Source organism: Pseudomonas sp. AC172 (assembly GCF_979258595.1).
Genome location: NZ_OZ409868.1, coordinates 2142889 through 2167487, shown reverse-complemented (window position 1 = coordinate 2167487; position 24599 = coordinate 2142889). Strand labels below are relative to the sequence as shown.

The 24599-nt window shown below is 59.2% G+C and carries 22 protein-coding genes; 11 read left to right on the top strand and 11 right to left on the bottom strand.

Going from position 1 to position 24599, the window contains the following annotated elements; all coding sequences use genetic code 11:
• Positions 1-46: 46 nt before the first annotated feature.
• Positions 47-1048 carry a FecR family protein gene (locus tag ACZ0A4_RS09615; protein WP_463574328.1) on the bottom strand — a complete coding sequence of 334 codons (1002 nt, stop codon included), beginning with the start codon at positions 1046-1048 and terminating at the stop codon, positions 47-49.
• A gap of 152 nt (positions 1049-1200) precedes the next feature.
• On the opposite strand from ACZ0A4_RS09615, the gene ACZ0A4_RS09610 reads away from it, so the two are divergent.
• A complete protein-coding gene (locus tag ACZ0A4_RS09610; RefSeq protein WP_463574327.1) occupies positions 1201-1470 on the top strand; it encodes a PepSY domain-containing protein in 270 nt (89 codons plus the stop codon).
• A gap of 66 nt (positions 1471-1536) precedes the next feature.
• On the opposite strand, the gene ACZ0A4_RS09605 is transcribed toward ACZ0A4_RS09610, so the two are convergent.
• Entirely contained in the window at positions 1537-6411 is a 4875-nt protein-coding gene (locus ACZ0A4_RS09605; RefSeq protein ID WP_463574326.1) for a dermonecrotic toxin domain-containing protein, read from the bottom strand.
• 231 nt (positions 6412-6642) lie between these two features.
• On the opposite strand from ACZ0A4_RS09605, the gene ACZ0A4_RS09600 reads away from it, so the two are divergent.
• Positions 6643-7683 carry an Ldh family oxidoreductase gene (locus ACZ0A4_RS09600; RefSeq protein ID WP_463574325.1) on the top strand — a complete coding sequence of 347 codons (1041 nt, stop codon included), beginning with the start codon at positions 6643-6645 and terminating at the stop codon, positions 7681-7683.
• Positions 7684-7892: 209 nt separating this feature from the next.
• Here ACZ0A4_RS09600 and ACZ0A4_RS09595 read toward each other — a convergent pair whose 3' ends face one another.
• Positions 7893-8210 carry an ElaB/YgaM/YqjD family protein gene (locus ACZ0A4_RS09595; protein ID WP_016982860.1) on the bottom strand — a complete coding sequence of 106 codons (318 nt, stop codon included), beginning with the start codon at positions 8208-8210 and terminating at the stop codon, positions 7893-7895.
• Positions 8211-8364: 154 nt separating this feature from the next.
• Between ACZ0A4_RS09595 and ACZ0A4_RS09590 the strand changes: the two genes are divergently transcribed.
• Positions 8365-8619 (top strand): hypothetical protein, encoded by a 255-nt coding sequence (locus ACZ0A4_RS09590; RefSeq protein ID WP_007917411.1) that lies wholly within the window; start codon positions 8365-8367, stop codon positions 8617-8619.
• Between the two features lie 4 nt (positions 8620-8623).
• On the opposite strand, the gene ACZ0A4_RS09585 is transcribed toward ACZ0A4_RS09590, so the two are convergent.
• The gene (locus ACZ0A4_RS09585) at positions 8624-9532 is read right to left on the bottom strand and encodes a LysR family transcriptional regulator (RefSeq protein WP_463574323.1); all 909 of its coding nucleotides are present in this window, start codon (positions 9530-9532) and stop codon (positions 8624-8626) included.
• A gap of 84 nt (positions 9533-9616) precedes the next feature.
• Here ACZ0A4_RS09585 and ACZ0A4_RS09580 point away from each other — a divergent pair, with 84 nt between their 5' ends.
• Positions 9617-10540: a carbon-nitrogen hydrolase family protein gene (locus ACZ0A4_RS09580; protein WP_463574321.1), complete on the top strand. Its 924-nt coding sequence runs from the start codon at positions 9617-9619 to the stop codon at positions 10538-10540.
• 127 nt (positions 10541-10667) lie between these two features.
• Here ACZ0A4_RS09580 and ACZ0A4_RS09575 read toward each other — a convergent pair whose 3' ends face one another.
• From ACZ0A4_RS09575 to ACZ0A4_RS09560, 4 genes are all read right to left on the bottom strand, one after another.
• Positions 10668-11219, bottom strand: a complete 552-nt coding sequence (locus ACZ0A4_RS09575; RefSeq protein WP_463574320.1) for a GNAT family N-acetyltransferase — start codon at positions 11217-11219, stop codon at positions 10668-10670.
• Between the two features lie 53 nt (positions 11220-11272).
• Positions 11273-11746: an LEA/WHy family protein gene (locus ACZ0A4_RS09570; RefSeq protein ID WP_397480458.1), complete on the bottom strand. Its 474-nt coding sequence runs from the start codon at positions 11744-11746 to the stop codon at positions 11273-11275.
• 68 nt (positions 11747-11814) lie between these two features.
• Positions 11815-13281 carry a nucleobase:cation symporter-2 family protein gene (locus ACZ0A4_RS09565; protein ID WP_463574318.1) on the bottom strand — a complete coding sequence of 489 codons (1467 nt, stop codon included), beginning with the start codon at positions 13279-13281 and terminating at the stop codon, positions 11815-11817.
• A gap of 131 nt (positions 13282-13412) precedes the next feature.
• On the bottom strand, positions 13413-14306 hold the full coding sequence (locus ACZ0A4_RS09560) for a LysR family transcriptional regulator (RefSeq protein WP_463574316.1): 894 nt from the start codon (positions 14304-14306) through the stop codon (positions 13413-13415).
• Positions 14307-14405: 99 nt separating this feature from the next.
• On the opposite strand from ACZ0A4_RS09560, the gene ACZ0A4_RS09555 reads away from it, so the two are divergent.
• Both ACZ0A4_RS09555 and speB read left to right on the top strand, forming a co-directional pair.
• Entirely contained in the window at positions 14406-15497 is a 1092-nt protein-coding gene (locus ACZ0A4_RS09555) for a polyamine ABC transporter substrate-binding protein (RefSeq protein ID WP_463574315.1), read from the top strand.
• Between the two features lie 16 nt (positions 15498-15513).
• Positions 15514-16473, top strand: a complete 960-nt coding sequence (speB, locus tag ACZ0A4_RS09550; RefSeq protein WP_463574314.1) for an agmatinase — start codon at positions 15514-15516, stop codon at positions 16471-16473.
• A gap of 154 nt (positions 16474-16627) precedes the next feature.
• On the opposite strand, the gene ACZ0A4_RS09545 is transcribed toward speB, so the two are convergent.
• Positions 16628-17680 carry an aldo/keto reductase gene (locus ACZ0A4_RS09545; protein WP_463574312.1) on the bottom strand — a complete coding sequence of 351 codons (1053 nt, stop codon included), beginning with the start codon at positions 17678-17680 and terminating at the stop codon, positions 16628-16630.
• 201 nt (positions 17681-17881) lie between these two features.
• On the opposite strand from ACZ0A4_RS09545, the gene ACZ0A4_RS09540 reads away from it, so the two are divergent.
• The 5 genes from ACZ0A4_RS09540 to ACZ0A4_RS09520 all read left to right on the top strand — a co-directional run bounded on the left by ACZ0A4_RS09540 (position 17882) and on the right by ACZ0A4_RS09520 (position 21338).
• Positions 17882-18598: a helix-turn-helix transcriptional regulator gene (locus ACZ0A4_RS09540; RefSeq protein ID WP_463574310.1), complete on the top strand. Its 717-nt coding sequence runs from the start codon at positions 17882-17884 to the stop codon at positions 18596-18598.
• Between the two features lie 51 nt (positions 18599-18649).
• Entirely contained in the window at positions 18650-18991 is a 342-nt protein-coding gene (locus tag ACZ0A4_RS09535) for a nuclear transport factor 2 family protein (RefSeq protein WP_463574309.1), read from the top strand.
• 22 nt (positions 18992-19013) lie between these two features.
• Positions 19014-20129 carry a cell division protein ZapE gene (gene zapE, locus ACZ0A4_RS09530; protein WP_463574307.1) on the top strand — a complete coding sequence of 372 codons (1116 nt, stop codon included), beginning with the start codon at positions 19014-19016 and terminating at the stop codon, positions 20127-20129.
• Positions 20130-20146: 17 nt separating this feature from the next.
• Entirely contained in the window at positions 20147-20728 is a 582-nt protein-coding gene (locus tag ACZ0A4_RS09525; RefSeq protein WP_463574305.1) for a DinB family protein, read from the top strand.
• Positions 20729-20846: 118 nt separating this feature from the next.
• A complete protein-coding gene (locus tag ACZ0A4_RS09520) occupies positions 20847-21338 on the top strand; it encodes a GNAT family N-acetyltransferase (RefSeq protein WP_463574304.1) in 492 nt (163 codons plus the stop codon).
• 324 nt (positions 21339-21662) lie between these two features.
• Here ACZ0A4_RS09520 and ACZ0A4_RS09515 read toward each other — a convergent pair whose 3' ends face one another.
• Together ACZ0A4_RS09515 and ACZ0A4_RS09510 are read right to left on the bottom strand one after the other, a co-directional pair.
• Positions 21663-21878: a hypothetical protein gene (locus ACZ0A4_RS09515; protein ID WP_463574302.1), complete on the bottom strand. Its 216-nt coding sequence runs from the start codon at positions 21876-21878 to the stop codon at positions 21663-21665.
• Between the two features lie 185 nt (positions 21879-22063).
• The gene (locus tag ACZ0A4_RS09510) at positions 22064-24292 is read right to left on the bottom strand and encodes a TonB-dependent siderophore receptor (protein WP_463574301.1); all 2229 of its coding nucleotides are present in this window, start codon (positions 24290-24292) and stop codon (positions 22064-22066) included.
• Between the last annotated feature and the right edge of the window lie 307 nt (positions 24293-24599).

Sequence of the window (24599 nt, the reverse complement as noted above, 5' to 3'; positions counted from 1 at the left end):
TACTGGTGACGAGCCTGAAGGCCGCATCCTGCAAGGGATGCGGCCTTCAGCTTTTTGGCGGCTGTTGCGGTATCGAGTTGATCACCGGGTTACCTTCCTTGTTACGGCTCAGGTAGACCGGCAGCACTTTGGGCAGGCTGTTGGCGAGGTTGTTCAGCTCTTTGATGTTGTAGATGCCACCCACGCGAATCGAACCGGTGCTGTTATCAGCCAGTTCGAGTGGGTTGCTCAGATACCGATTGATCAGTGGCAGTGCTTCGCTCAACGCGAGGTTATCCAGCACCAGTTTGCCATTGCGCCACGCCAGTGAAGTGTCGCTGGCGTAAGTCTGGCTGATCTGAGGCATGTAATCGCCTTGCTTGTAACGTGCCTGCATCGACGGGCCGAGGCGCAAGCCGTCGCCTGGCAAGGAGCGATTGCTGGTGACCAGCACCGAACCTTCGATCAGGTTCACGCGCACTTGATCCTGATACATCCAGACGTTGAAGCGTGTCCCCGTGACCCGGATCTTGCCTTCGCCTGCGCGGACGACAAACGGGTGGGCCATGTCGTGACTGACCGTAAAGAACGCTTCACCTTTTTTCAGGGTGACCCGGCGTTCGTCCTTGTAATTGCTGAAGGTCAGGTCGGTGTTCAGGTTCAGTTCGATCTGGCTGCCATCATTCAGCGTGACCTGCCGGACATTATCGGTGGCGGCGAAATGCTGATAGCTGTCGGGCAGCCAGCCCAGGTTCCAGCCAGTGTAAGCGGCCAGTGGCAGGGCGAGCGCACAGACACCGGCTGCAACAGCGAATTGACGCCATGAGCGCGAAGGTCGCGGCGCTGGCACGCCTGACGCAGATTCCGGGCGCGGCAAGTGTTCAGCCACGTCCCAGATTTCCAGCATGGCTTCATATTCGAACGCATGCAGTGGATGTGCGTCGTGCCATTGCTTGAATGCGCGATGCTCTTCGTCCGTGCAGTCGGCGGCGTGCACACGCATGCACCAATGCGCAGCGGCATCGGTGATCGCATCGTATTCGGCTTCCGAGAGGGTGTCTTGGGTCATTGACTCGTCCTGATTTCGCACATTCTAACCTTGTCGGGAAGTGACCGAGAACATCCGTCATGGCATTTACCCATCAAAGTGGAACTTATTTTTCGCTCCGGCACCCAAAAAACAGGACGCCAATGAACACTATCCACAAATGGAGTGAAAAAATGATCAAAAAGACATTCACAGCCTTAATCACTACTGCCTGTTTGCTCAGTGCAGGCGCAGCGCTGGCTGACCGGCCGGGCGCAGGCTGGATCACCATCGAAAAAGCCATCGAGATCGTCAAAACCAAGGCCGGTTACGTCGAGGTCTATGAGATCGAGGCCGACAACAACGGCTACTGGAAGGGCGAGGGGCGCAAGGCTGATGGCGTTGTCTACGAGTTCCGTATCGACGGGGCGTCGGGCAATGTGTTGCGGGATCAGAAGGATTAACCAACCCGAATGCTGCTTGTGAAAATGCGCCGGCTTCTAGCCGGCGTATTTTTTTTGTTGCAGTCGTCAAGGCAAAACCGATGAGGATCCTGCCTGACTTGAAGTTGGCGCCGGCAAAGGTATGGGGGCCGGAAGCGGGTCCAGCTCCCGGCCCATTTCGCTGATGAGCAACGCGATCGAGTCGGCGTTGGCCATCATCACTTCAACGCGCGCTTCATCATGGACCGCACTGCGAAAGGCTCTACGTGCCTCTGCAAGATTTTTGGATTTTGTCAGGCTGAGAATTTTTTTGTATTCGTTGGCGCGCTCTGGCAACTGATCCAGATCCACCCACACTCCATTCTTGCTCTTCTCTGCGAACAACTGCGAAAGTGGGGTAGAACGGGACAAGGACTTTCGCAGCCGATCAATATCAGCTTTGAGAAGTAGCCCGTTCGCGGTCGATGTATCGATAAGTCGGGGAAATGGCCCCATCGCCTCGACGGAGGCGAAATCTTCGCTGTCGCAGACTAAATGCGACAGTTCATGGATCAGCGTGACCGCGCGAGCATGAGAGTCAACATTGAATCTGGGCGGCAGAAAAGCGGTGTAGGCGTGCAGCCCCGGATTAAAAAACAGTTCGGTGAAGTGGACGACCTTTCGCCTGTCTTCCTTGAAAACAAATGCAACCGTATCGTCGCCATACCGCGCATTCAGACCTGCGAAAAAACGTTCCGTATAGAGCAAGTCATCTTTTGGATCAGTCAACTCACGGCAAAGGGGGATGATCACCTGTTCGAATCTTCTGAGTAGCCTGGGTGTGATTTGCGATACTTCGAAAAAATCTTTGAGTACTGTTTCAATCCGGGTGCCACCCAGGTTGTCGCGGTGTATGACGAAGTTGTGCAGGCAATTCAGCGCATAGTTTCTAGCCCGCCCGACAGCTTGCTCGATCACGAAGGCTCTGGCGGGATAGCGACGGTTGATTTGTGCCATCCCTTTGGCCTGGATGTACATCATTATCGAGCGGCTGCGCTCGACGTCGGTTTGCACGCGGTTGCGTTGCTTTGACCGGCAACGAAGAGCCGACTTGTCGGCGCCGGCAACCACAAGTCTTGAGTTCTTCTGTTCAAGCGCTGGCCCTTGGCCCCCGTCTTTTATATGCAAATACCAGGTTTTTTCAGACTGGATCACCGGATAGACCTTGCCGGCAATCGCCGCGTATTTTTGTGCCGTCGACGAATTCCCGTAAACAAGGTTATTGCTCTCAAGCTTGAGCTTCTCCAGCGCGGTGGTGGTTTCAAAGCGTTGCAGATCTATGCGAGAGGCGGTATCGGGTGGGACTTTTGCCCAGAGAGGGGCGGCTTTTACTATTGTGGTTCCTGCGGTTTCAGCAGCCGTCGATCCAGGAACCTGTACTTCAGAGGCAAACTCAGCCGTTTCCTTTTCAACTTCTGTTTCCCAGGACAAGCGCCCCAGACTGAACAGGGAAATGGCTCCCTTGATGAAGCTTTTCAGGGCGTTCGCCCAATGGTGATCCTGCAGGTCTTCGGCAGACGCTTTGAAGTCCTTGTAACTCGTCCAGAGGAAAAACAAAGAGGCGAGTTTCCCCGGCAACAGGTGTGGAACCAGACGGACACCCTGGCTGAATAGAAACTTCGCCGCTTCCCAGTCGGCTTGCGCATTGATCTGCGGCTGGCAACTGAGCAACTGCGGCAACAGGCTGAGCGTGTCCTTGTGCAATCGCTCCAGCAGATTGCCGTTAACGGCAGTGCTTTGCAGCTTGATTTCAGTAGGTTTGCCGATCGTTGTTTTCAAGAGACTCTTGAAGCCTGCCTGTTTTCCTGAGGGCAAGCGTCGAATGATCAAATCCTGCAAATGCCCGGGTGTATTCAACGCATCAATCAACTGCGCTTCATTCTCGAATTCGCGAAAAACGTATTTGGAGTAGGGCGCGTACAGCACCCGTGGGCCGGTTTGCCCCGCACCCGGCCCGAACACATAAAGTCCTAGGGCATCGACAACAGCGGCGCCCATGGTCTTGCTCAATGACAGCGGGCAAACAATGGCGTGAGCGTCCTTTACCGTGGCACGCGCCACCCCGTCCGGCATGTCGAGAACCTGGCAAATGTAGTCGTATCCGTTTTCCGACAGCTGTTGCTGCAACTTCAACGAGTGCGCGTGCTGCATCAACTGCCAGGGCAACTGCCGTAAAAAACGTGTTTTGCTGAGGTGTGCCGAGTCACTGTCAGCTGACAGCGCTTCGGCCACTTTCTGCGTGTAGGTGGTGGTGATATCGAGCGATTGCAGCAGTTGCTGCACGGCAGACTGATTGAGGTTCTTCGGTAACGCGGTGGCTGTGTTCGAGGCAACCTTGAAACTGGTGCCCTGCACGATGTTGTAATGATGCAAGGCAAAATCGAGCAAATTGCAGGCAGGCCCGGCCAGTGTCAGATTCGGGGCGATCTGGATATCCTGTGGCTTGAGTCCAGTGTTCGGGAATCTGGCGTCGAGCAGGGTCTGCAGCGTCTCCTCGACATGAGTGGTTAACGCAGGGATGCCTTCGAGAAAATCCTTGCCATCGATAAAGCTGCGTCGCAGTTCATCCAGCAGGGCGAGTTGTGTGCGTTGTTCGGTGACTGGGGCCATGCGCAACCAGTCTGGATAGTCGAGCCGACGGACGATGGCCCGCGCGAGTTCAATGGCCCGGCGCAAGTTGGTATCGATGACGGTGTTTTTCATCTGGCTCAGGAAGTTTGCAAGTGTGTCCTCGTCTTTGATGCAAGCGCGTAACACCTGACAATGGGCAAGAAAATGTTCAATGCCCGATTGCATGCGATCGTTCAACACATTGCCTTCAATCAGTTGGAAGGTGCCGAGGGTGTATTGCTGATCGAGTTGGCGTTGCTGCGATGGCAGGTTTTCCAGCAGCGTCTGATTCTGGTTGTTGTCGTCGAGCCGTCGTTGCATTTGCTTTTGCGCAATGGCGATGTCGTCGAACGATTCCAGGCCTATGGCTGGGGTCCACAGGATGGCACGCCCGGAATGCTTGACATCCATGCCTCCGCGTTCGGTCAGGAGTACGCAGTGGGCAAGCGATATCACGTCACTTTGGCCGGCGCGGGTAAGGGTGAGCGACCATGCGTCGGGGCGGAAGCCGTTGAGGGACTGGCGATCCATGCGCGTTGCGTGTTTTGCGTCGAAGACGGCTTCGACTATTTTTCGCTCCGCCGTCAGCCAGGAACCACTGAGGTTTCTCATCAGTACCTCACCACGCACTCCGTCCTCGAAAGCCTGCGCCAGTTTCCATCGCATATCTTCGAGGAAGGCGCGTTGTTCAGTGCTGCTCGTGGTCGGCTGGTCTTTGACGTGGCTGGTGAGATTTTCCAGGGTGCGTTCCAGCTTTGTCGCCAATTGCCCAGCCTTGTCGGCCTGCACGAGCGACGACGGCGGTGCGCTGGAAAACAAAGGGCGAGTACTCCAACGCTCGTTGACGTCAAGCTTGAGCAGACGCTCGTGAATCATTGCGCGGACATCCAGCGCCTTGTCGAAAAGCGCATGGATGTCAGTTGTGCGTTCGCTTTGACGAAACAGCTGCAAGGCGTATTCAACGTTCTGGCGTTGTTTGGTGAGGATTGCCTCAAACAGCGTCGTAATGATCTCGCCGCCGATGTTTTCACCAGACACCTGGGCGTTGGCGAAACCAAGATAGCGATTGCGTTCCTCCAGACTCATGAGGCCGTATAGCTCGTCCTCATGTCCGGCGGCATTGAGTTTGGCGGTCAAAGTCTGTTTCAGATCGGCGTAGTTGGTGAGGACCTGAAAGCCTTGAGCAGGGGTGTAGAGATAGGCCTTGTCATGGTTGATCATCAGCGAGCCGGCCAACTCGACATAGGCGGTCTCCTCGCGCAAGCACACGGTTTCGAAGGTGGGTCGCTGGAAAGCGACATTCGGTTCCCGAATCAAGCAGTGCAATGCATCGAACTCAGCGGCAGAGAGGATTTGCGTTTCGCGCTTGATCATCAAATCCGCACGCACCTGGTCCTGCAGTGTCTGGCTGAAGAATGCGCGTCTGGGCGACCCCTCGAATGAGGCGGCGTTCCAGTAGGCCTCAAGCTGGCGAAACAACAGCATGGTCAGATTACCCGACGCGGACTTGATCGCTTCTGCCCACGCGATCTGGTCAGCATCCCGGCTTGCGCGGGCGGGATGAGAAAACTCAGCGGTCTGACCACGCGGCCAGCCTTGACGGCGGAAGTACAGCAATAGCGCTTCACTCAGCGACAGCGAATCGACCCATTGCCTGACATCGCCGGAAAGTGGGGCGGTGTCGGCAAAAAAACTGACCCGGGTGCGCGACTGCTGCAAACCTGCAAAGTGAGGTTCGAGCAGTTCATCGAGAATTTTTTCCAGCAGGGTGGTCAGCGAAGGCAGGCGTTTGAGTTCATCCAGCAGGTCGCGCGCGCAGGCGTCCTGAGATTGGCTGATCGCGGCTTTTTGATCGTCAAACACATCGCCTTCGATTGTTTCACGGGTCAGGGTAAAGCTGCGTTTCTCCACCAATTCCTTGCGCAGCGACACGGTGAGAAAGGCAAACAGATCATCCTTTTCGCCAGCGTTGTCCAGGCGCGTTTGCAAGGCCTGGGTCAGCGCCTTGTGATCGCCGTATTTTTTCAGGCCATCGTAGGGGGTGTAGAGAAATACACCGTTGTCATCCGGCCCGGCGCTGAGAATAAAACTGCCGGCCAGCGGCACAGCCAACTGCTTGTCGGCGTTTAACAGAATGCGTTCGGCGAGCATGGGCGGGGTTTGTTCGCTGCGCAGCGCGTGGGTTGCCAGTTGCACACCAGCGAGCCAAGGGAAATCTTTGCTGTTCAGGCCGTGGGCCAGACGGAGGTCGCCACGCAGGCCTGGGAATTCGAGTATGGCGGGGAATAGTAAAGGTGCAGTGGGACTAGACATCATCGAGCTCTGAATGCAGGCGCCTTGGGCGGGGGGCTCAAGAATAGGTCCGCAGATCAGCGCACAGGCGGTACATGGTTACCGCACACGCCGAGTTGAAATGTGCAGGGAAGGGCGTCAGTCACTGCCGAATGATCGAAGGGTTGACAGCCGACAGCTCCGCCATGGTTAATCGGCGAGCAATTCGTCCGTACGCTGTTGTTCCCTCCAATAATCATTCTGGAGCTTCAGATGTCTGCGCCACACGATCATGGGTCTTCTGCTGTCTCGTCCTCGTTGTCTCTCGAAGCGCTGACGCAACTGCTTGAAACGATATTTCTGCGCCACGGTACTTCCGCCGAAGTCGCGCAAGTGCTGGCCGCCAACTGCGCCGGGGCCGAACGCGATGGTGCCCACAGCCACGGCGTGTTCCGCATTCCCGGCTATGTCTCGACTCTGGCCAGCGGCTGGGTCAACGGACAGGCCGTGCCGCACGTCGAAGATGTCGCCTCGGGATTTGTCCGTGTCGATGCCGGTAACGGTTTCGCGCAACCGGCACTCGCCGCCGCTCGGCCGTTGTTGGTGGAGAAGGCGCGCAACGCCGGGATTGCCGTGTTGGCGATTCGTAACTCGCATCACTTCGCCGCATTGTGGCCGGACGTCGAGCCGTTCGCCGATGAAGGTCTGGTGGCGCTGAGCGTGGTCAACAGCATGACTTGCGTGGTGCCCCACGGAGCCGACCGGCCGCTGTTCGGCACCAACCCGATTGCGTTCGCCGCGCCACGGGCCGGTGCTGCGCCGATTGTCTTCGACCTGGCCACCAGCGCGATCGCCCATGGCGACGTGCAGATTGCTGCGCGCAAAGGTGAGCGGCTGCCGGCCGGGATGGGCGTGGACAGCCTCGGTCAGCCGACTCAGGACCCCAAAGCGATTCTTGAAGGCGGGGCGTTACTGCCGTTCGGTGGCCATAAAGGTTCGGCGCTGTCGATGATGGTCGAGCTGTTGGCCGCAGCACTCACGGGGGGCAATTTTTCCTTCGAATTCGATTGGTCCAATCATCCCGGGGCGAAAACGCCGTGGACCGGGCAGTTGCTGATCGTCATCGATCCGAGCAAAGCCGCCGGGCAGGGTTTTGCCGAGCGCAGTGGCGAGCTGGTGCGGCAGATGCACGGCGTCGGGCTCAAGCGTTTGCCGGGGGATCGTCGGCATTGGCAGCGTAGCAAGTCACTGGCGGAGGGGATTGTGCTGGATGGGCAGACATTGGCGCAGTTGCGTGAAATGGCGGGGGAGTGAGCAAAGAGCAAAGGCCCCTAACCCTCCCGAAACGTCGGACCGCCCAGAGGGAGAGGGGACTGACCGAGGTGAATGGGGATGTGCGCCGACGTGAAGGATCGAGCTGAACTCGGGTTTTGAATGCCCAGAACTGGTTCAAAACCGGCAAAAACATGCCGGCATAAAAAAGGCGAACCCATTGGGTTCGCCTTTTTTTGTGCGGATTTGACTCAGCGACGGCCGAGCAGCAAACCGACCACCAGACCGAAACCGGCGGAGATCGCCACGGTCTGCCACGGATGACCGCCGATGTAGCTTTCGGTGGCATCGACTGCCGGTTTGGTTCGGTCACGTACGCTCGACACGGAATCCAGCGCCTGCTGCAGTTTCAGGGCGATTTGTCCGCGCAACGTTTCCGCTTCTTCGCCGACCAGTGAGGCGCTGCTCTTGAGCAGTTTGTCGGACTCTTCGATCAGAGCCTGAAGTTCGCTGAAGGCCTGATCCTTGATTTGATCTTCGGCGGCTTGCACGGCGGATTTGCGGGCCATTGGGTGACTCCTTGCAGTTGAATGGACAGTGATCAATGGAGTGCGGCGCTTACGGAAAAGTTGCACTGAATTTAGGTCAGAAATAAAAACCTGCGCGGGAGATTTCCGTCGAGCGTGTAAGATGGCGCCATTTTACGCAGCAGGATAATTCCCCATGAGTTTCAATCTGGCCGACAAATCACTCGCAGAGCGCGCCGCGCTGGAAGACGAGAAATCCCGTCTGTTCGAACTCTGGCAGAACAATCTGGGCAAAGCCAAGGGCGAAGCCGCGCGTTTGTTCGGCGAGCGCGGCAAGCGCAAAGGCAAATGGGCGGAGTGGGTCCGCGCCGAGCTGGACGGCATGTCGCCGCCGGAGTTCGCCAACATGGTGCGCAGTGAAGTCAATCGCCTGATGGCCGCCAACAAGTAACGCCTCAACTGAACGTCGCGGCAATCGCTTCACGCACTTTGACCACCACCGGATCGATCTGCGTGCTGGTGCGCCAGCCCAGTTCGACCGGATAGCGCGGCAACTTCAGGGGGCAGGGCAGCAGCGCCAGACCGCTGAGTGCCGCGATACTCTCGGCAGCATGCGCCGGAATCGTCGCCACCGCCCGGCTGCCCTTGAGCAGATACGGCAACGCGGCGAAATGCGTGGTCGAGGCGCACACCCGTCGACTCAGGCCCAGCGCCGCCAAGCCCTCATCGGTGATCCCGATAAAACCCCCGGACGACACCAGAATGTGCTCGCGGGCGACGAACTCGTCGAGGTCGATCTGCTGCTGGCCGGGCGCAAGACTCGCCGGGTCGACCAGACAGGCATATCCACCTTCGCCCAACACCTGACGGCTGAGCAAACGCTCGGCAAAGCCACCGGCAGTAATCGCCAGATCGATACTGCGCTCCATCAGCGCGCAGGCGACGATCTGGCTGTGGGTCTGACGAAAGATCAGGCGCAACTTCGGCGCGCTGCGGGCAATTTCCTCGATAAGGCAGCGACCGTAGGCAATCTCGAAGTCATCCGACAGCCCCACGGTGACTGAGCGGCCGTCGTATTGGTTGGCCGCCGGGTCCACCATCGCCAGGCTCTGCCGGCATTTGTTCAGCGCTTCGCTGACCACCGGTTTCAATTGATTGGCCTGGAGCGTCGGCGCCAGTCCGCGCCCGGTGCGCACGAACAACTGATCGCCGTATACCTCGCGCAACCGGCGCAACGCCGCACTGACAGCAGATTGCGTGACGCCCAGACGCAACGCCGCGCGGCTGGCGCTGGACTCTTCATGCAGGGCTTCAAAGACTTTCAGCAGATTGAGGTCGATGGTGGCGATATTCATTTGGTTCATATCATTCAGCAGCGAACGGGGCTTTATTCATGATCGCGTGACGCCGCAGAATCGGCAACCACTGAACCTGATGGAGTTACCGCGATGGCCAAATCAATCGTTGCTGCGCTGCAAATCGGCGCCTTGCCCGAAGGCAAAGACGCGACTCTGGAACAGATTCTCAGTTGGGAAGGTGCGATCATTGAATCCGGAGCGGCATTGGTGGTGATGCCCGAAGCGCTGTTGGGCGGTTACCCGAAAGGCGAGGGTTTCGGCACGCAATTGGGTTATCGCCTGCCTGAGGGGCGTGAAGCCTACGCCCGATACTTCGCCAACGCTATCGATGTGCCGGGCGCCGAGACTGAAGCGCTGGCGGCAATGTCGGCGCGAACCGGGGCGAACCTGGTAATCGGTGTCATTGAACGTTCTGGCAGCACGCTGTATTGCACCGCGCTGTATTTCGACCCGCAGGCCGGCCTCGTCGGCAAACACCGCAAACTGATGCCCACCGGCACCGAACGGCTGATTTGGGGCAAGGGCGACGGTTCGACCTTGCCGGTGTTCGACACCCAGGTCGGCAAGCTCGGCGCCGTGGTGTGCTGGGAAAACATGATGCCGCTGCTGCGCACGGCGATGTACGCCAAGGGCATTGAAGTGTGGTGCGCACCGACCGTCGATGAGCGCGAGATGTGGCAGGTCAGCATGCGCCACATTGCTCATGAAGGTCGCTGCTTTGTGGTCAGTGCCTGTCAGGTGCAGGCCTCGCCTCAGGCGTTGGGAGTCGAGATTGCCAATTGGCCGGCGGATCGACCGCTGATTGCCGGTGGCAGCGTGATTGTCGGGCCGATGGGCGATGTGCTGGCGGGGCCGCTGCGCGGGGAGGCGGGGTTGCTCACGGCAGAAATCGACACCGATGAACTGGTCCGTGCGCGGTATGACTACGATGTGGTCGGCCACTACGCGCGACCGGACGTGTTTGAGCTGTCAGTGGATGAACGCGCCAAGCCCGGGGTGCGCTTCAACACATGACTCCAGCCTTATAGAGAACCTGTGGGAGCGAGCTTGCTCGCGAATGCGTCATCACATTCAACATTTTCGTTGACTGATATTCCGCCTTCGCGAGCAAGCTCGCTCCCACAGGGGATAGTCACTCGATTCAGTTATTGTGTTGTTCCAGCCATTCCTCGCGGGTGATTTCCCACAGCTCCCGTGGAAAACGCCCACCGACGAAATCGCCTTCATCTGTCCGGATCAAGCGCATCCCCGCGCGTTCCGAGAGCTTGCGCGAGCCGATGTTTGGCGCGGCTTTCGGCACGCGCATTAGCGGGCGTTGCAGAACGTTGAACCAGTAATCGGTCACCACCGCGCAGGCTTCCGTCATCAAACCCTGACCTTGCAACGCCGGCGCCAGCCAGAAGCCGCGGTGGTTGTCCGCCTGATCCATCAGGCTGATCTTGCCGATCAACTGTTCAGGTGCGGACTTGAGGCGAAGCGTCCAATGCCATTCCTTGCCTGCCGCAACCGCCGGCAAGGCAATGTCGCGCAGATAGGCGAGGGCACCGTCCTCCGGGTACGGCCATGGCACGGCCGCATTCAGATATCGCACCACGTCCCAATGCGCAAATTCGCGTTGCACGGTTTCAGCATCGGCCAGTTGCAATGGGCGCAGGATCAGTCGTTCGGTGTACAGCGTCGGCATGTCTTCCATAAACCTGCAGCCTCCCTGAATGTCCTTAATGAACGAAGCAGGTTAACGCATTTTTACCAGGTGGCGGCAGTGGCCTTGGGCAGGCTGAGCTTGCCGCTGTCGACGAAACGCATGGTGCCGAACAAGCCGCCGGCGAGTTTGCCGCGCAGCACATAGGGCAGATTATCGAGGGTTTGCGTCTGACTCAGGCCCAACGTCTGGCGCAGCACCGAGAACGCCGAGATGCTGACCGGCACGCTGACAATGGTTTCGGAAAAGCGCGGGATCGAGCCGCTCTGATCGCTGACACCGGAAGCCAGCGAGTGGCCGTTGACCTCAAGATCCAACGCGATGCCGTTGTAGTCGATGGCCGTCTCATTGGGGTTTTGCACGCGAATCTTGATGGCGAAGCGCACTTCCAGATCCTGGCTTGGCAACGGCTCCAGGCCGACCACGTTGATGTTCACCGGATCACGGTTGGGGAATAGCGCACAGGCGCTGAGCGACAGCAGAAGCAGTGACAGCATGACGGCTTGGAAACGGCGCATAAACGGTCTCTCAACAAAAAAAGGGCTGAACCGTCACCGGCTCAGCCCTTTCTGTCAAAGGCCAGACGTTAGCGGTTCAACTGTGCGACAGCCGCCGCCGGGGCAGGTTCACCTTTGGCCGGCATGTCCGGGTTTTCCATGACCTGGAGAATAGAAGCTTCCGGGTCGAAATCGTCTTCTTCCAGCTCGATGAATTCTTCTGGCAGGAAGATATTCAGCACGATAGCGCACAACGCACCGACGGTGATTGGCGATTCGAAGATGTTGCGCAGCGCTCGCGGCAGTTCGCGCAATACTTCCGGCACAGCGGCGATGCCCAGGCCCATGCCCAGCGAAATCGCTACGATCAGCATGTTGCGCCGATGCAGGCCGGCTTCGGCGAGGATCTTGATCCCGGCCACCGCGACGGTGCCGAACATCACCAGTTCAGCGCCGCCCAGCACCGGTTTCGGCATCAGTTGCAGTACCGCGCCAATCATCGGGAACAGCCCCAGCAGCACCAGCAAACCGGCAATGAAGAAGGCGACGTAACGGCTGGCCACGCCGGTCAGCTGAATCACGCCGTTGTTCTGCGCGAAGGTCACCATCGGCATGCTATTGAACACGGCAGCCATCGCCGAGTTGAGGCCGTCGGCGAGCAGGCCGGACTTGATTCGGCGAATGTACAGCGGGCCTTTGACCGGTTGCCGGGAGATCATCGAGTTGGCCGTCAAGTCACCCGCAGCCTCCAGCGGCGACACGAGGAAAATCACCGCCACCGGCACGAACGCCACCCAGTCGAAGTTGAAACCGTACTTGAACGGCACCGGCACGCTGACCAGCGGCACTTCGGGCATCGAGGCAAAATCCACGGTGCCCATCAGCCAGGCGACCACATAGCCCAGAGTCAGGCCGATAACGATCGCGCCCAGGCGCAGAAACGGCACGTCGACGCGGTTCAGCACAACGATGGTGCCGATCACCAGCGCTGCGAGGAAAATGTGGCTGGCCGCGCCCAGATCAGGCGCGCCGAAACCGCCGGCGATGTCTGTCATCGCCACTTTGATCAGCGACAGGCCCATCAGCGTGATGATGGTGCCGGTGACCACCGGGGTGATCAGCATGCGCAGTTTGCCGATGAACTGGCTCAGCACCACTTCGATGAACGCTGCGAAAAAGCACACGCCGAAGATCGTCGAGAGAATTTCATCGGTGCCGCCACCCCGCGCCTTGACCATGAAGCCGGCGCTGAGAATCACGCTGATAAAGGAAAAACTGGTGCCTTGCAGGCACAACAACCCCGAACCGACCGGGCCGAAGCGCTTGGCCTGAACGAACGTGCCGAGGCCAGAGACGAACAGCGCCATGCTGATCAGGTAGGGGATTTCACTTTGCAGACCGAGGGCGCCGCCCATGATTAACGTCGGGGTGATGATGCCGACGAAGCTGGCCAGCACGTGTTGCAGCGCGGCAAACACGGTGGCGGTCAGGTGCGGGCGGTCGTTGAGGCCGTAGATCAGGTCGTTGTTGCGCGGGGCTTTTTCAGAGGCGGTCATGGTGTTTTGCGCGCTGCGAGGCGGGGCCGGGTCAGAAAATGGAGGCGCAGGATGCCGGAAGCGGGCGGCGAGGGCAACGAGCAATAACTGCCTGAAAGGTCAGGTTTTCAGGCGTTGGGCGCTAAATCGATTCATGCAAATGCGCTGAGCAGATCCTCTTCGAAGGCTTTTTGCGCATCTCCCGCCGCCTGCGCCCGATGCCGGGCCAGATGAAACGCCACGTCAAAACTTAATTCGCCCTTACGCACCGGCCGCAGCAACCCCTTGGCCTGCCAGCTCCGGGCGTAGTGATCCGGCAGATAACCCACATGTTTGCCAGACAGAATAAACGTCAGCGTACCTTCAACCTGTTCCGACCGCGCCGAGCAGACCTTGCCCTGAAACGGCTCGTCACTGCGCAAAAAACGGTAGGGGTGATCGACCCGGTCGCACGCCTGTAAAGCGGCATCGCTGGGCGCCTCATCGGTGAACAACGGATGGCCCGGGGCACAATACAAATGCTGGGTTTCGCTGAACAACTGGCGATAGTCGAAGGCACTTTGCACTTGCGAGAAATAGCCGATTGCCAGATCCAGCCGCTGTTGCAACAGCAGGCGTTCCATTTCGCCTGGCATGGCCGTGATCAGTTCGATGCGCACCGATTCATCGCGCTCGCGAAAGCGCCGGATCGCCTCGGCCACGCGTTGTAATACAGATTGATCGACCGACTCGGAAATCCCCAGACGCACCTCACCGATCAAGCGCCCGGCGACGCCGTTGGACTGATGGCGAAAGGTTTCGATCGATTCAAACAACGTACGCACCGCGATCAGCAACTGCTCTCCCTTGGGCGTAACACTGAAGCCCCCCTTGCCACGGCTGCACAAACGGTAACCGAGGCGGGTTTCCAGTTTGGCCATTTGCTGGCTGATGCTCGACTGGCTCAGGCCCAGATCACCTTGGGCAGCGCTGAAGCCACCGCACTCGACCACCCGCACAAACAGCCGCAACAGCTGCAAATCCACTTCGTGCAGTTGACCCAACATCACATTACTCCCGGATAAAGTCAGGATAATTATTCGGCTATTTTTCTAATGTATCGGACGGCGCATCCTGCAGCCACTTCCTCCGCTCAGGTGTTCGTCATGGCTCCCGTGTTCAAGCTGTGTTTCCCCGCGCTGCTGTTGTCCGTGGCTCTTCAGGCTCAGGCCGAGGACAAAACCCTCAATCTCTACAGCTGGGCTGATTACGTGCCGCCGCAAACCCTGCAACGGTTCGAGCAGGAAACCGGCATTCACGTGCGTTACGACACCTTCGACACCTCCGAGGTGCTGGAAACCAAGTTGCTCACCGGTGGCAGCGGTTACGACGTGGTGGTGCCGTCGTCCAGCGTTCTGGCGCGTGGACTCGCGGCCGGTGCGCTGAAGGAAATCTCCCACGAGGGCCTCAAGGGTTACGCCAATCTTGATCCCGACTTGCTGGAGAAAATGGCCGCCGTCGACCCCGGCAATCGCTACGGCGTGCCGTACACCTGGGGCACGTTGGGGCTGGGCATGAATGTCGAGGCGGTGAAGCAGCGTCTGCCTGATGTACCGCTGAACAGCCTCGATCTGCTGTTCAAACCCGAGAACGCCAGCAAGCTCAAGGATTGCGGCATCGCCATTCTCGATTCGCCGCAGGAGGTCATCGGTCTGGCCTTGCATTACTTGGGTAAAGATCCCTACAGCACCGACAAGAATGATCTGGCTGCCGCCGAAGCGTTGTTGCAGAAGCTCCAACCGTCGGTGCTCTACGTCGCCACCGGCCGGCAGATCAATGATCTGGCCAGTGGCAATGTGTGTCTCGCGCTGACCTACAACGGTGACGCGAGCATGGCCGCTGATCAGGCGCACAAGGCCAATAAACCGTACGAAGTGGCCTACCGCATTCCCAAGGAAGGCACGCTGGTGTGGCAGGACAATCTGGCCATCCCCAAAGACGCGCCGCACCCCGAAGCCGCGCGGGCGTTCATCGAATTCATGCTGCGCCCGGACTCGGTGGCCGAACTGACCAATACGCTGTTTTTTGCCACCGCCAACCAGGCCGCCACGCCGCTGGTGGATGAGGCGGTGCGCAACGACCCCGACATCTATCCGCCGAGCGATGTGCGTGCGCGGCTTTACGCCGATCGCAGCATGAGCCTCAAGGACATGCGTCAGCGCACGCGTCTGTGGACCACTTTCCGTAGCCATCAATAACAACAGGAGCACCACGATGGATGTGCCCATGCAAAACGATCAGGCGATGACCCGTGACAGCCTCTACGGTACCGCCGCCGAAAGTACCTACGCCGGCATCACCAGTTTCATGCGGCGACGCTACAGCCGCGACTTGCGCGGCGTCGATGTCGCGGTCAGCGGCGTGCCGTTCGACACCGCCACCAGCAATCGCCCCGGCGCACGTTTCGGGCCACGGGGGATTCGTGCGGCTTCTACCGGGATCGCCTGGGAACGTCACTGGCCGTGGACGTTCGATCCGTTTGATCATTTGGCGGTCATCGATTACGGCGACTGCGACTTCGATTACGGCTCACCCCACAGCATCCCGGAAAGCATCGAAGCCCACGCCGAGCAGATTCTCAACGCCGGCAGCGCGATGCTGACATTTGGCGGTGATCACTTCATCAGCTATCCGCTGCTCAAGGCTCATGCACGCAAGCACGGCACGCTGTCGCTGATCCACTTCGATGCGCACAGCGACACTTGGCCGGACGAGGAGGGCAAGCGGGTCGACCACGGCACCATGTTCTGGCACGCGGCGCGCGAAGGGCTGGTTGATCCGGCGCGCTCGGTACAGATCGGTTTGCGCACCACCAATGACGATCACATGGGTTTTCAGGTGCTGGACGCCCGGCAGGTGCATCGTCGTGGCTGCGAAGCGATTGTCGAAGCGATTCGTGCCCGGGTCGGCGATAACCCGGTGTACCTGACGTTCGACATCGATTGCCTGGATCCGGCCTTCGCACCGGGCACCGGTACCCCTGTCTGTGGAGGCTTGAGCACGGTGCAAGCGTTGGAGATTCTCGGTGGTCTGCGCGGGATCAATCTGGTGGGCATGGACGTGGTGGAAGTCGCCCCGGCCTACGACCACGCCGAGGTCACCTCGCTGGCCGCCGCCACACTGGCGATGGAAATGCTCTGCCTCTACGCCGCCCGACACAAGGTCGATATTTAATCAGCACAACATACCCCCTGTGGGAGCGAGCTTGCTCGGGAAGGCGTCAATTCAGGCTCCATCGCCGCTGAATGACAGACCGCTTTCGCGAGCAATCTCGCTCCCACTGGAGTTCCTCGATCCCTTGCAGGAGCCTGTTTTCGAAGGCCTCGGTTCAGGCTACCGGGATGATCGGCAGGTCGAGGGTTTGTGGTCCGGTGTAACGCGCGACTGAACCGGCAATCGTCTCGTGCGGCACACCGGCCGGCACGACGCTGATGTCATCCAGACGCGCCAAGTGCTGTTCGCTCAACTGCACCTCGAGTGCGCCCAGGGTTTTGTCGAATTGTTCGCGGGTACGCGAGCCGAGGATCGGAATCAGCGCGGTCGTCGAGCGCCGGGCCTTTTCGCGTAACCAGGCAATAGCGACATGGGTCGGGCTGGCGCCGATTTCTGCGGCCACCGCGAGCAACGTATCGAGCAGGGCGGTTTCGCGGGCGCTTTTTTCCGCGTGCACCAGCATGCCGAGTTTGCTCGCCCGGTTGTTGTCATCGCCGCCGCGATACTTGCCCGTGAGAAATCCGCCGGCCAAGGGTGACCACAGGGTTGCCGCCAGTCCCAGTGCTTCGGCCATTGGCAGCAACTCGCGCTCGGCGCTGCGTTCGGCGAGGCTGTATTCGACCTGAATCGCCGCGATCGGCGCAAAGCCGCGCAGTTCCGCCAACACGTCAGCGCGGGAAACGCGCCACGCCGGGAAGTTCGACAACCCGGCATAGTGGATTTTGCCTGCCCGCACCAGATCATCAAAACCACGCAGGATTTCTTCCATCGGCGTCACGCCATCGGTCACGTGCGCCCAGAACAGATCAATGTGATCGGTGTTCAAGCGTTTAAGGCTCTCTTCTACTGCGCGAACCATGTTTTTCCGGCTGTTGCCGGTGTGGGAACTGCCGTCGGCCGGGGTCGTGCCCATGCTGTATTTGGTGGCGATGACCAGGCGATCACGCTCCGGGGCAATGAACTCACTGAGCATCGATTCCGACTGTCCGCCCTGATAGCCATTGGCAGTATCAATGAAATTGCCGCCGGCCTCGAGGAAACCATCAAAGATCTGCTTGGCTTCGTCACGTTCGGCGCCGTGGCCCCAACCGGTTCCGAAATTGCCGGCGCCCAGCGCCAGTTCAGAAACACGCAGGCCGGTTTTGCGACCAAAAACCTTGTAGTGCATGGCAACGCCCTCAATGGAAATTCGTCTGTTAAAAAAATTACGATAGAAATATTTGCTCAATATGATGTTGGTAATATTCAGTGTCAATACGCTTGCCGCTCAACGGTCACACCCGCGCACCATCGTTGTCACACTCCTGCCATTTTCTGGCAGCAGCCTCTGCTAAGCTCCGGAATCTTTTCCCTCCAGAGTCCGCCGATCGTGTCGCGTACCACTCGTCTTTTGACTTTGCTGCAAGTGCTGCGCGGCAAGAAACGTCCGGTGACGGCGGCGATTCTCGCTGCCGAGCTGGAAGTGTCAGAGCGCACGCTCTATCGAGATATCGCTGAACTGACCGCCCTCGGCGCGCCGATCCATGGCGAGGCGGGGATCGGCTATGTGTTGCGCAGCGGCTTGTTTTTGCCGCCGCTGATGCTCAACGCCGACGAGACCGAAGCCATCGTCCTCGGTCTGCGTTACGTCGATCAGCGCGCAGATGAAGTGCTCGGCAAAGCGGCAGCGGATGCGCTGGCGAAAATTGCCGCTGTGCTTGATCCGCAAGCCCAGGAAGCGCTGCGCAATCCCACCGTGATGCCGGGCCCGCCGGGCTATGGTTTTCCGCAAAACGCCGTGCCGTTGAACGTATTCCGCCACGCCATCCGCGATCAGGCCAAGTTGCACATCGAATACGCCGACGCGCAGCAGGTGCCCAGCCAACGGTTGATCTGGCCCTTGGCGCTGGGTTTTCTCAACGAGGTGCGGATCATCGTCGCGTGGTGCGAATTGCGCGGCGCCTATCGTACGTTTCGAACCGACCGGATCAGCGCGGCAAGCCGTCAGGGCGAGGGTTATCCGGGGCGCCGCAGCGACTTGTTGCGCACTTGGCGCGAGCAGATGCAACTGGATGAAAGCGGGCGTTTCACTCCTGACAAAAACTGACGCAGGGCTGTTTTACGATGTGAGCAGAACCACACAAAAGGAGCTGCAATCATGTCTCATCCCGCCTCAACGCTGGCCCCGGCCATCGCTGCGTATATCGATGCGGCCAACGCACGCGACACCTCGCGGGTCGCCAGTTTTTTTGCCGAGGATGCCAACGTGTTCGATGAAGGCCAGCATCAGATCGGCCCGCACGCCATTGCGCAATGGATGCAGGATACCGGGCAACGCTATCAGTCGCGGGTCGAAGTGCTCGACGTCCAGCAGCGCACCGGCAAAGTGCTGGTGCACGGGCTGATTTCCGGGACATTCCCCGGTAGCCCGGCCCAGTTGCGTTACACATTTCGCTTGAACGAGCAGGGGAAAATCGCCCGCCTGGATATTTCCCTGTAAGCATCGTGGCATACTGCCGCGCATGACTTTCGACTCTCCCCTCAGCGCTTGGCAACACGCCGTGCAACACAAGGGCTTCATCCAGGATGAAGCTCAGGAACACGCGGTCTGGGCGCTGCAAAAATGCCATGAAGCCCTGCACGCCGGTGCCCGTTCGGTCATCGGCGTTTATCTGTGGGGTCCGGTCGGACGTGGCAAGACCTGGCTGATGGATCAGTTCTATCAGAGTCTGCGCGTGCCGGCGCGACGCCAACACTTTCATCACTTCATGGGCTGGGTGCATCAGCGCTCGTTCCAGTTGACCGGGATTGCCGATCCGTTGCGCGCGCTGGCCAAAGAGCTGGCGGCCGAGGTGCGGGTGCTGTGTTTCGATGAGCTGTTCGTCAACGACATCGGCGACGCGATCATTCTCGGTCGGTTGTTTCAGGTGATGTTCGACGAAGGCGTGGTGATCGTGTGCACGTCCAACCTGCCGCCGGACGATCTGTACGCCGATGGCTTCAACCGCGATCGCTTCGTATCGGCAATTGCCGCGATCAAGGCGCATATGCAGGTGGTGGCGGTGAATGGCGCCGAGGATCATCGACTGCATCCGGGGGCGGGGTTGCAACGCTACTTTGTGGCCACGTCTGCGGTCAGTGCGCTGGATGAAGTCTTTCAGGCACTGACCGCCGGGCAATCGGCCAGCGTTGAACCGGTGGCGGTCGGTCATCGCCAGTTGAACGTGGTGCAGGCCAGCGAAACGGTGTTGTGGTGCCGCTACGCGGATCTCTGCGAGCAACCGTTCGCCGCCATGGATTTCATCGCATTGTGCGATCGCTACACGGCTATTCTGTTGAGCGAGGTGCCCAACCTGAGCGCACAGAAACGCGAAGGGCGCATCGCGCGTGGCACCGAAGATGGCGCCGAACGGGTGGTGGCCGGTGATCGCGAGTTGCCGCAATTGTCGGTTCACGACGACGGCGTGCGGCGTTTCATCGCTCTGGTCGACGAGTGCTACGACCGCAAGGTGCCGCTGTACATCGAGGCACAAGTGCCAATGGATGCGCTGTACACCGAGGGTTATCTGGAATTCCCGTTCCGCCGCACCCTCAGTCGCTTGCAGGAGATGCAGCTGCAGCGTTTTGCCGAAGCCTGAGTGAAGAGGACGCCGACATGAGCCAAGCGTTATCCCATCATTTGCTGACCATGGCTTATCAGAATGCCTGGGCCAATCATCGACTGGCCAAGGTTTGGTCGCAGCTTGGCGCGGCAGATCTGGCGGCGCCTCGGGCCAGCTTTTTTCCGAGCATTCGCCTGACCCTCAATCACATCCTCACTTGCGACTGGTTTTACGTCGATGCACTGGAGCGCGAGCTGCGCGGGGACGAGCCGCATCCTGACTGCTACGTGTTTTTCAATGCGGACGAACCGTTTACCGAGGGCGCGCAACTGCGTGAAGAGCAGGCTCGCGTTGATCGGCGTCTGATCGCCTATTGCGAGCAACTGCGCGATGCCGATCTGACCCGGATCGTCACCATCGCCCGTGACACGCCGCAGCACGAGAGTCGTCTGCGCATGCTGTCGCACCTGTTCGAACATCAGATTCATCACCGTGGTCAGGTGCACGCGATGCTCAGCGATACCGCAGTGAACCCGCCGCAACTGGATGAGTTCTTCTGTGTCGGCGAGAGCGGCCTGCGCGCCGAAGATTTTGCCGAGCTGGGCTGGACTGAAGAATTGATCTGGGGCCACTGATAAAGCAAAAGATCTTTTGCATTTGCGGGTTGCCCGCCCGATCACCCCCGCGCTAAGGTCAGACAGCCTTTCAGTGCGCACTTTGCGCGCCGGGGCTTTTGTGTGTTCGGGGATGGAAATGGATTCCGCAGAAATTCTTGTGCTTCAAGCCAGCTACAGCAATCCAACGCACGCCGAGGCCATCGGTATCGTGCTCAATCATTACGCAGAAGACCCCATGGGCGGCGGTCACTCGCTCGACCCTGACTTGTTGCGTCGGCTGCCCGAAGAACTGGCACGACGCCCGTATGCGTTCAGCGTGCTGGCCTTTGTCGGTGGTGAGCCGGCGGGGCTGGTGAACTGCTTTGAAGGGTTTTCCACGTTTGCCTGCAAACCATTGGTCAACGTCCACGACGTGGCGGTGGTGGGCAAGTTTCGTGGCCTCGGCCTGAGTCAGAAAATGCTGCAGAAAGTCGAGGAAATCTCTCGCCAGCGCGGCTGCTGCAAGATCACCCTCGAAGTGCTGGAAGGCAACGCCGTCGCGCAGAATGCCTACAGCAAATTCGGCTTCGCGCCAGGCATGTTCGACCCGGCTCATGGGCAGATGCTGTTCTGGATCAAAAACCTGTAGGCCTGAAAGCCCCTCACCCTGGCCCTCTCCCAGAGGGAGAGGGGACTGATCGAGGTGTTTGGGCGAGGTACACCGACCTGAAACATCGAGCCGAACTCAGGTTTTGAAAAGCATGAAAATCGGCTCCCTTTCCCCCTCGCCCCTTTGGGGAGAGGGCTGGGGTGAGGGGGGTGGATCTTGCTGACCCAACCCAATCTGCGAACTCGCGACAGCATAAGGTCGAACACCCCGCTCCACGCCCATAAAAAAGGCGCCCCATTCAGGGCGCCAAACTGTCTTCTCCCGGGCCAGAGCGGAGCCACGGAAGGTCCATCGGTTGCTCGGTCAATCCCGGTCGCGGTAAGACTCGGTCACTTGCGCCGTCTGATCGGCGGGAACGCGAATTTCTTTCGCGTTGGCGTCGCTCTTCTGCTCGCTCTGGGCGTGGTGGACCGGGAAGTTGTCGTAGTAATAACGCATGCGCTCAGCGCCGCCCTCGGCGAAGACGCTGGCGGAGCCCAGGGCAAACAGCCCGGCAAGGATTGCGGTAGTGATTTTCATGGTGCCTCCTACTGAACAAGTGGGAGCCGTTCGTCCATGAAGCAGATCTCGGAAGAGAGTCTGGGTGGCATGAATTAACACGGGGTTAACGCCGATTCAGTGTAGGTTTTGCAGCATGTTGCGAGGCGATATCTGACAGACGCGGCACCCATCGAGCGAAGGCACGCCGCGTCGAAGGGAAAGGCTTAGAGCTTCCAGTCGAGACTCACCGTTACCGTGCGCGGATCACCCCAGTACACGCCGTTATAAAAGCCGACGTTGTCGTAGTACTTCTTGTCGAACAGGTTGTTGACGTTCAGCGACGCCGACAGGTGCCGATCGAACGCGTAGCGCGACATCAGGTTGACCACGGTGTAGGCGCTCTGGTTGATTCGCGCTTCTTCGGTGTCGGCACCGACCGGTCGGTTCGACGTGCCATACACATCACTTTGCCAGTTCACCGCACCACCTACGGTCAGCGCCTGCCACTCGCCCGGCAGACGGTACGCGGTGGAGACGCGCAACAGATTCATCGGCTCACTGGTGTTGGTGCGCTCGCTGTCGCCGTCGACCGAGTGGGTGTAGGTGTAACCGGCGGTCATGTTCCAGCCCTGCAGGATTTCGCCGGACACTTCGGCCTCAAAGCCGTTGACCTTATTGCCCTTGCCGCCGGATTTGTAGAACTGCTCACGGGTAACCGGATCCGCCGGGACCGAGTTGTCGAGTTCGGCGACATTGTCCTGTTTGCTCCAGAACAGTGCCGTGGACAGGTTCAGGCGTTCCTCGAGCAAACTGCCTTTGACGCCCACTTCATAGTTTTTGCCGACCACGGGGTCGATGTATTTGCGGTTCTTGTCGCGGTTGCCCTGGGGTTTGAAGATGTCGGTGTAACTCACGTACGCCGTGTATTCCGGGGTCAGGTCGTACAGCAGGCCGGCGTAAGGCGTCCAGACGTCGTTCTGTTTCTGGCTCGTGTAATCGATCTTGGTCAGTTGCCGGTTGGCGTCGTAACGGTTGCTGGTGCTGGACGCCTGCCAACTGCCGTAGCGACTGCCCAGCACCGCGTGCAACTCATCGGTCAGGCTCAGGCGCGTGGCGATGTAGCCGGCTTTTTGTCGGGTATTGTCTTTGGAACCGGTGAGGTCGGTGACGGTGTCGTGGAACTTGGCGATATCGCCCATGTATTTCCAGTCGCGGATTTTTCCGTAATCGCTGGGTTGTGCGCCTGCAATGGTGTACGGCGAGTTCGAACGGCGTTCGGCCTCGCCATAGCCGAACATCATTTCGTGCTCACGGCCCAGCAGCGAATAGGGGCCGGAGACGTTGAAGTCATACGCCTGCATTTTCTGTGTGCCGATCATGTGCGAGGTGTAGGCGAGCATGCCGCTGCGATCGGCCTCGGGGAAACCGCCACCGCCGTAATAGACCTTGCCGTCGCTCGCGCTGTCGCGGTGGGTGTACGCCGCTTTCAGACGCCAGCCGCTGGCCAATTGCTGATCAAGGGTGGCGAACGCAGTTTTGTCTTGCAGCGGCCAGGAACTCCACGACGTCGCCATGTTGGTCGAACGCCCCAGTCCGGCCTTGCTGCCATCGGCATTCCAGTAGGGCACGGTGCCCCAGGACGAGCCTTGCACATGTTTGTTCTGATAGTCGTAACCGACCGCCAGCACAGTAGAGTCGGTCAGATCGGCTTCCAGCACGCCATAACCGACCTCGCGTTGCAGCGCGTATTTGTCTTTGATCGACTGATTGTCGCGATACGCCAACACTGTGCGTCCGCGAAGGCGACCGTCGAACGCCAGCGGCCCGCCGACGTCGACGTAGCTGTAGTAATTGTCGTAGCTGCCGCCACTGACCCCGGCCAGCGCCTGCCACTGCGCGGTCGGACGCTTGCGCACCATGTTGATCGTCGCCGATGGATCACCGGCCCCCGTGGTCAGTCCCGTGGCACCGCGCACCACCTCGATGCGGTCGTAAATGATGGTGTCGGAATCGGACTTCATGCGATCGAAGGTGTTGAGCATCCCGTCGATCTGGAAGTTGTTGATCGCATAACCGCGCGAGGAATAGCTGACCCGATCCGAATCCAGATGCTGCACCACCACGCCCGTGGTCTGGCGCATGGCTTCGGTCAATGTACCGAGTTTGAAATCATCCATCTGCTGACGGGTGATCACTGAAACCGATTGCGGGGTTTCCTTGATCGACAGGTTCAGGCGCGTCGCCGTGCTCATCGCGCCAGTGGTGTAGGACTCGGTGTTTTCGGTGGTGGTGCCCAGGCCTTGCGCGCTGACGTTGGTCGCGGCCAGTTCCAGCGCTGTGTCAGTGGGCTGCGGCGGTTTTTCGGCTTCGATTTCAGCTAGCAGATCGGCGCTCAATGCAGCGCTGCACAGGCCGAGGGTGAGGGTCATGGAACGGGTAATGGGCGCGAACATCGCAGCCGACTCCTTGTCTTCGAGGGAAAAATTCCGTTTGTTCAAAGACGAGGGGTACGGCTGTGATTTAGTGTCAAACGAGAAATATTGTTATTTGAAGGTGTTTCAGAGGTATGACTCGACCTCGCTTGAAAAGCAAAAGATCGCAGCCTTCGGCAGTTCCTACAGGGATCGGTGTAGGAGCTGCCGAAGGCTGCGATCTTTTGATCTTGCCGCCATCAGACCCGCAAACGAATCTGCCGCCCCAACACATCCATCACGTCACAGCCATCACGCAACAACATCGCCGCTGCATGGGCCAGTTGCT

Bases quoted from the DNA above. Each gene is read 5' to 3' on its own strand.
- ACZ0A4_RS09615 (WP_463574328.1), bottom strand. From the start codon at position 1,048: ATGACCCAAGACACCCTCTCGGAAGCCGAATACGATGCGATCACCGAT.
- ACZ0A4_RS09610 (WP_463574327.1), top strand. From the start codon at position 1,201: ATGATCAAAAAGACATTCACAGCCTTAATCACTACTGCCTGTTTGCTC.
- ACZ0A4_RS09605 (WP_463574326.1), bottom strand. From the start codon at position 6,411: ATGTCTAGTCCCACTGCACCTTTACTATTCCCCGCCATACTCGAATTC.
- ACZ0A4_RS09600 (WP_463574325.1), top strand. From the start codon at position 6,643: ATGTCTGCGCCACACGATCATGGGTCTTCTGCTGTCTCGTCCTCGTTG.
- ACZ0A4_RS09595 (WP_016982860.1), bottom strand. From the start codon at position 8,210: ATGGCCCGCAAATCCGCCGTGCAAGCCGCCGAAGATCAAATCAAGGAT.
- ACZ0A4_RS09590 (WP_007917411.1), top strand. From the start codon at position 8,365: ATGAGTTTCAATCTGGCCGACAAATCACTCGCAGAGCGCGCCGCGCTG.
- ACZ0A4_RS09585 (WP_463574323.1), bottom strand. From the start codon at position 9,532: ATGAACCAAATGAATATCGCCACCATCGACCTCAATCTGCTGAAAGTC.
- ACZ0A4_RS09580 (WP_463574321.1), top strand. From the start codon at position 9,617: ATGGCCAAATCAATCGTTGCTGCGCTGCAAATCGGCGCCTTGCCCGAA.
- ACZ0A4_RS09575 (WP_463574320.1), bottom strand. From the start codon at position 11,219: ATGGAAGACATGCCGACGCTGTACACCGAACGACTGATCCTGCGCCCA.
- ACZ0A4_RS09570 (WP_397480458.1), bottom strand. From the start codon at position 11,746: ATGCGCCGTTTCCAAGCCGTCATGCTGTCACTGCTTCTGCTGTCGCTC.
- ACZ0A4_RS09565 (WP_463574318.1), bottom strand. From the start codon at position 13,281: ATGACCGCCTCTGAAAAAGCCCCGCGCAACAACGACCTGATCTACGGC.
- ACZ0A4_RS09560 (WP_463574316.1), bottom strand. From the start codon at position 14,306: ATGTTGGGTCAACTGCACGAAGTGGATTTGCAGCTGTTGCGGCTGTTT.
- ACZ0A4_RS09555 (WP_463574315.1), top strand. From the start codon at position 14,406: ATGGCTCCCGTGTTCAAGCTGTGTTTCCCCGCGCTGCTGTTGTCCGTG.
- speB (WP_463574314.1), top strand. From the start codon at position 15,514: ATGGATGTGCCCATGCAAAACGATCAGGCGATGACCCGTGACAGCCTC.
- ACZ0A4_RS09545 (WP_463574312.1), bottom strand. From the start codon at position 17,680: ATGCACTACAAGGTTTTTGGTCGCAAAACCGGCCTGCGTGTTTCTGAA.
- ACZ0A4_RS09535 (WP_463574309.1), top strand. From the start codon at position 18,650: ATGTCTCATCCCGCCTCAACGCTGGCCCCGGCCATCGCTGCGTATATC.
- zapE (WP_463574307.1), top strand. From the start codon at position 19,014: ATGACTTTCGACTCTCCCCTCAGCGCTTGGCAACACGCCGTGCAACAC.
- ACZ0A4_RS09525 (WP_463574305.1), top strand. From the start codon at position 20,147: ATGAGCCAAGCGTTATCCCATCATTTGCTGACCATGGCTTATCAGAAT.
- ACZ0A4_RS09520 (WP_463574304.1), top strand. From the start codon at position 20,847: ATGGATTCCGCAGAAATTCTTGTGCTTCAAGCCAGCTACAGCAATCCA.
- ACZ0A4_RS09515 (WP_463574302.1), bottom strand. From the start codon at position 21,878: ATGAAAATCACTACCGCAATCCTTGCCGGGCTGTTTGCCCTGGGCTCC.
- ACZ0A4_RS09510 (WP_463574301.1), bottom strand. From the start codon at position 24,292: ATGTTCGCGCCCATTACCCGTTCCATGACCCTCACCCTCGGCCTGTGC.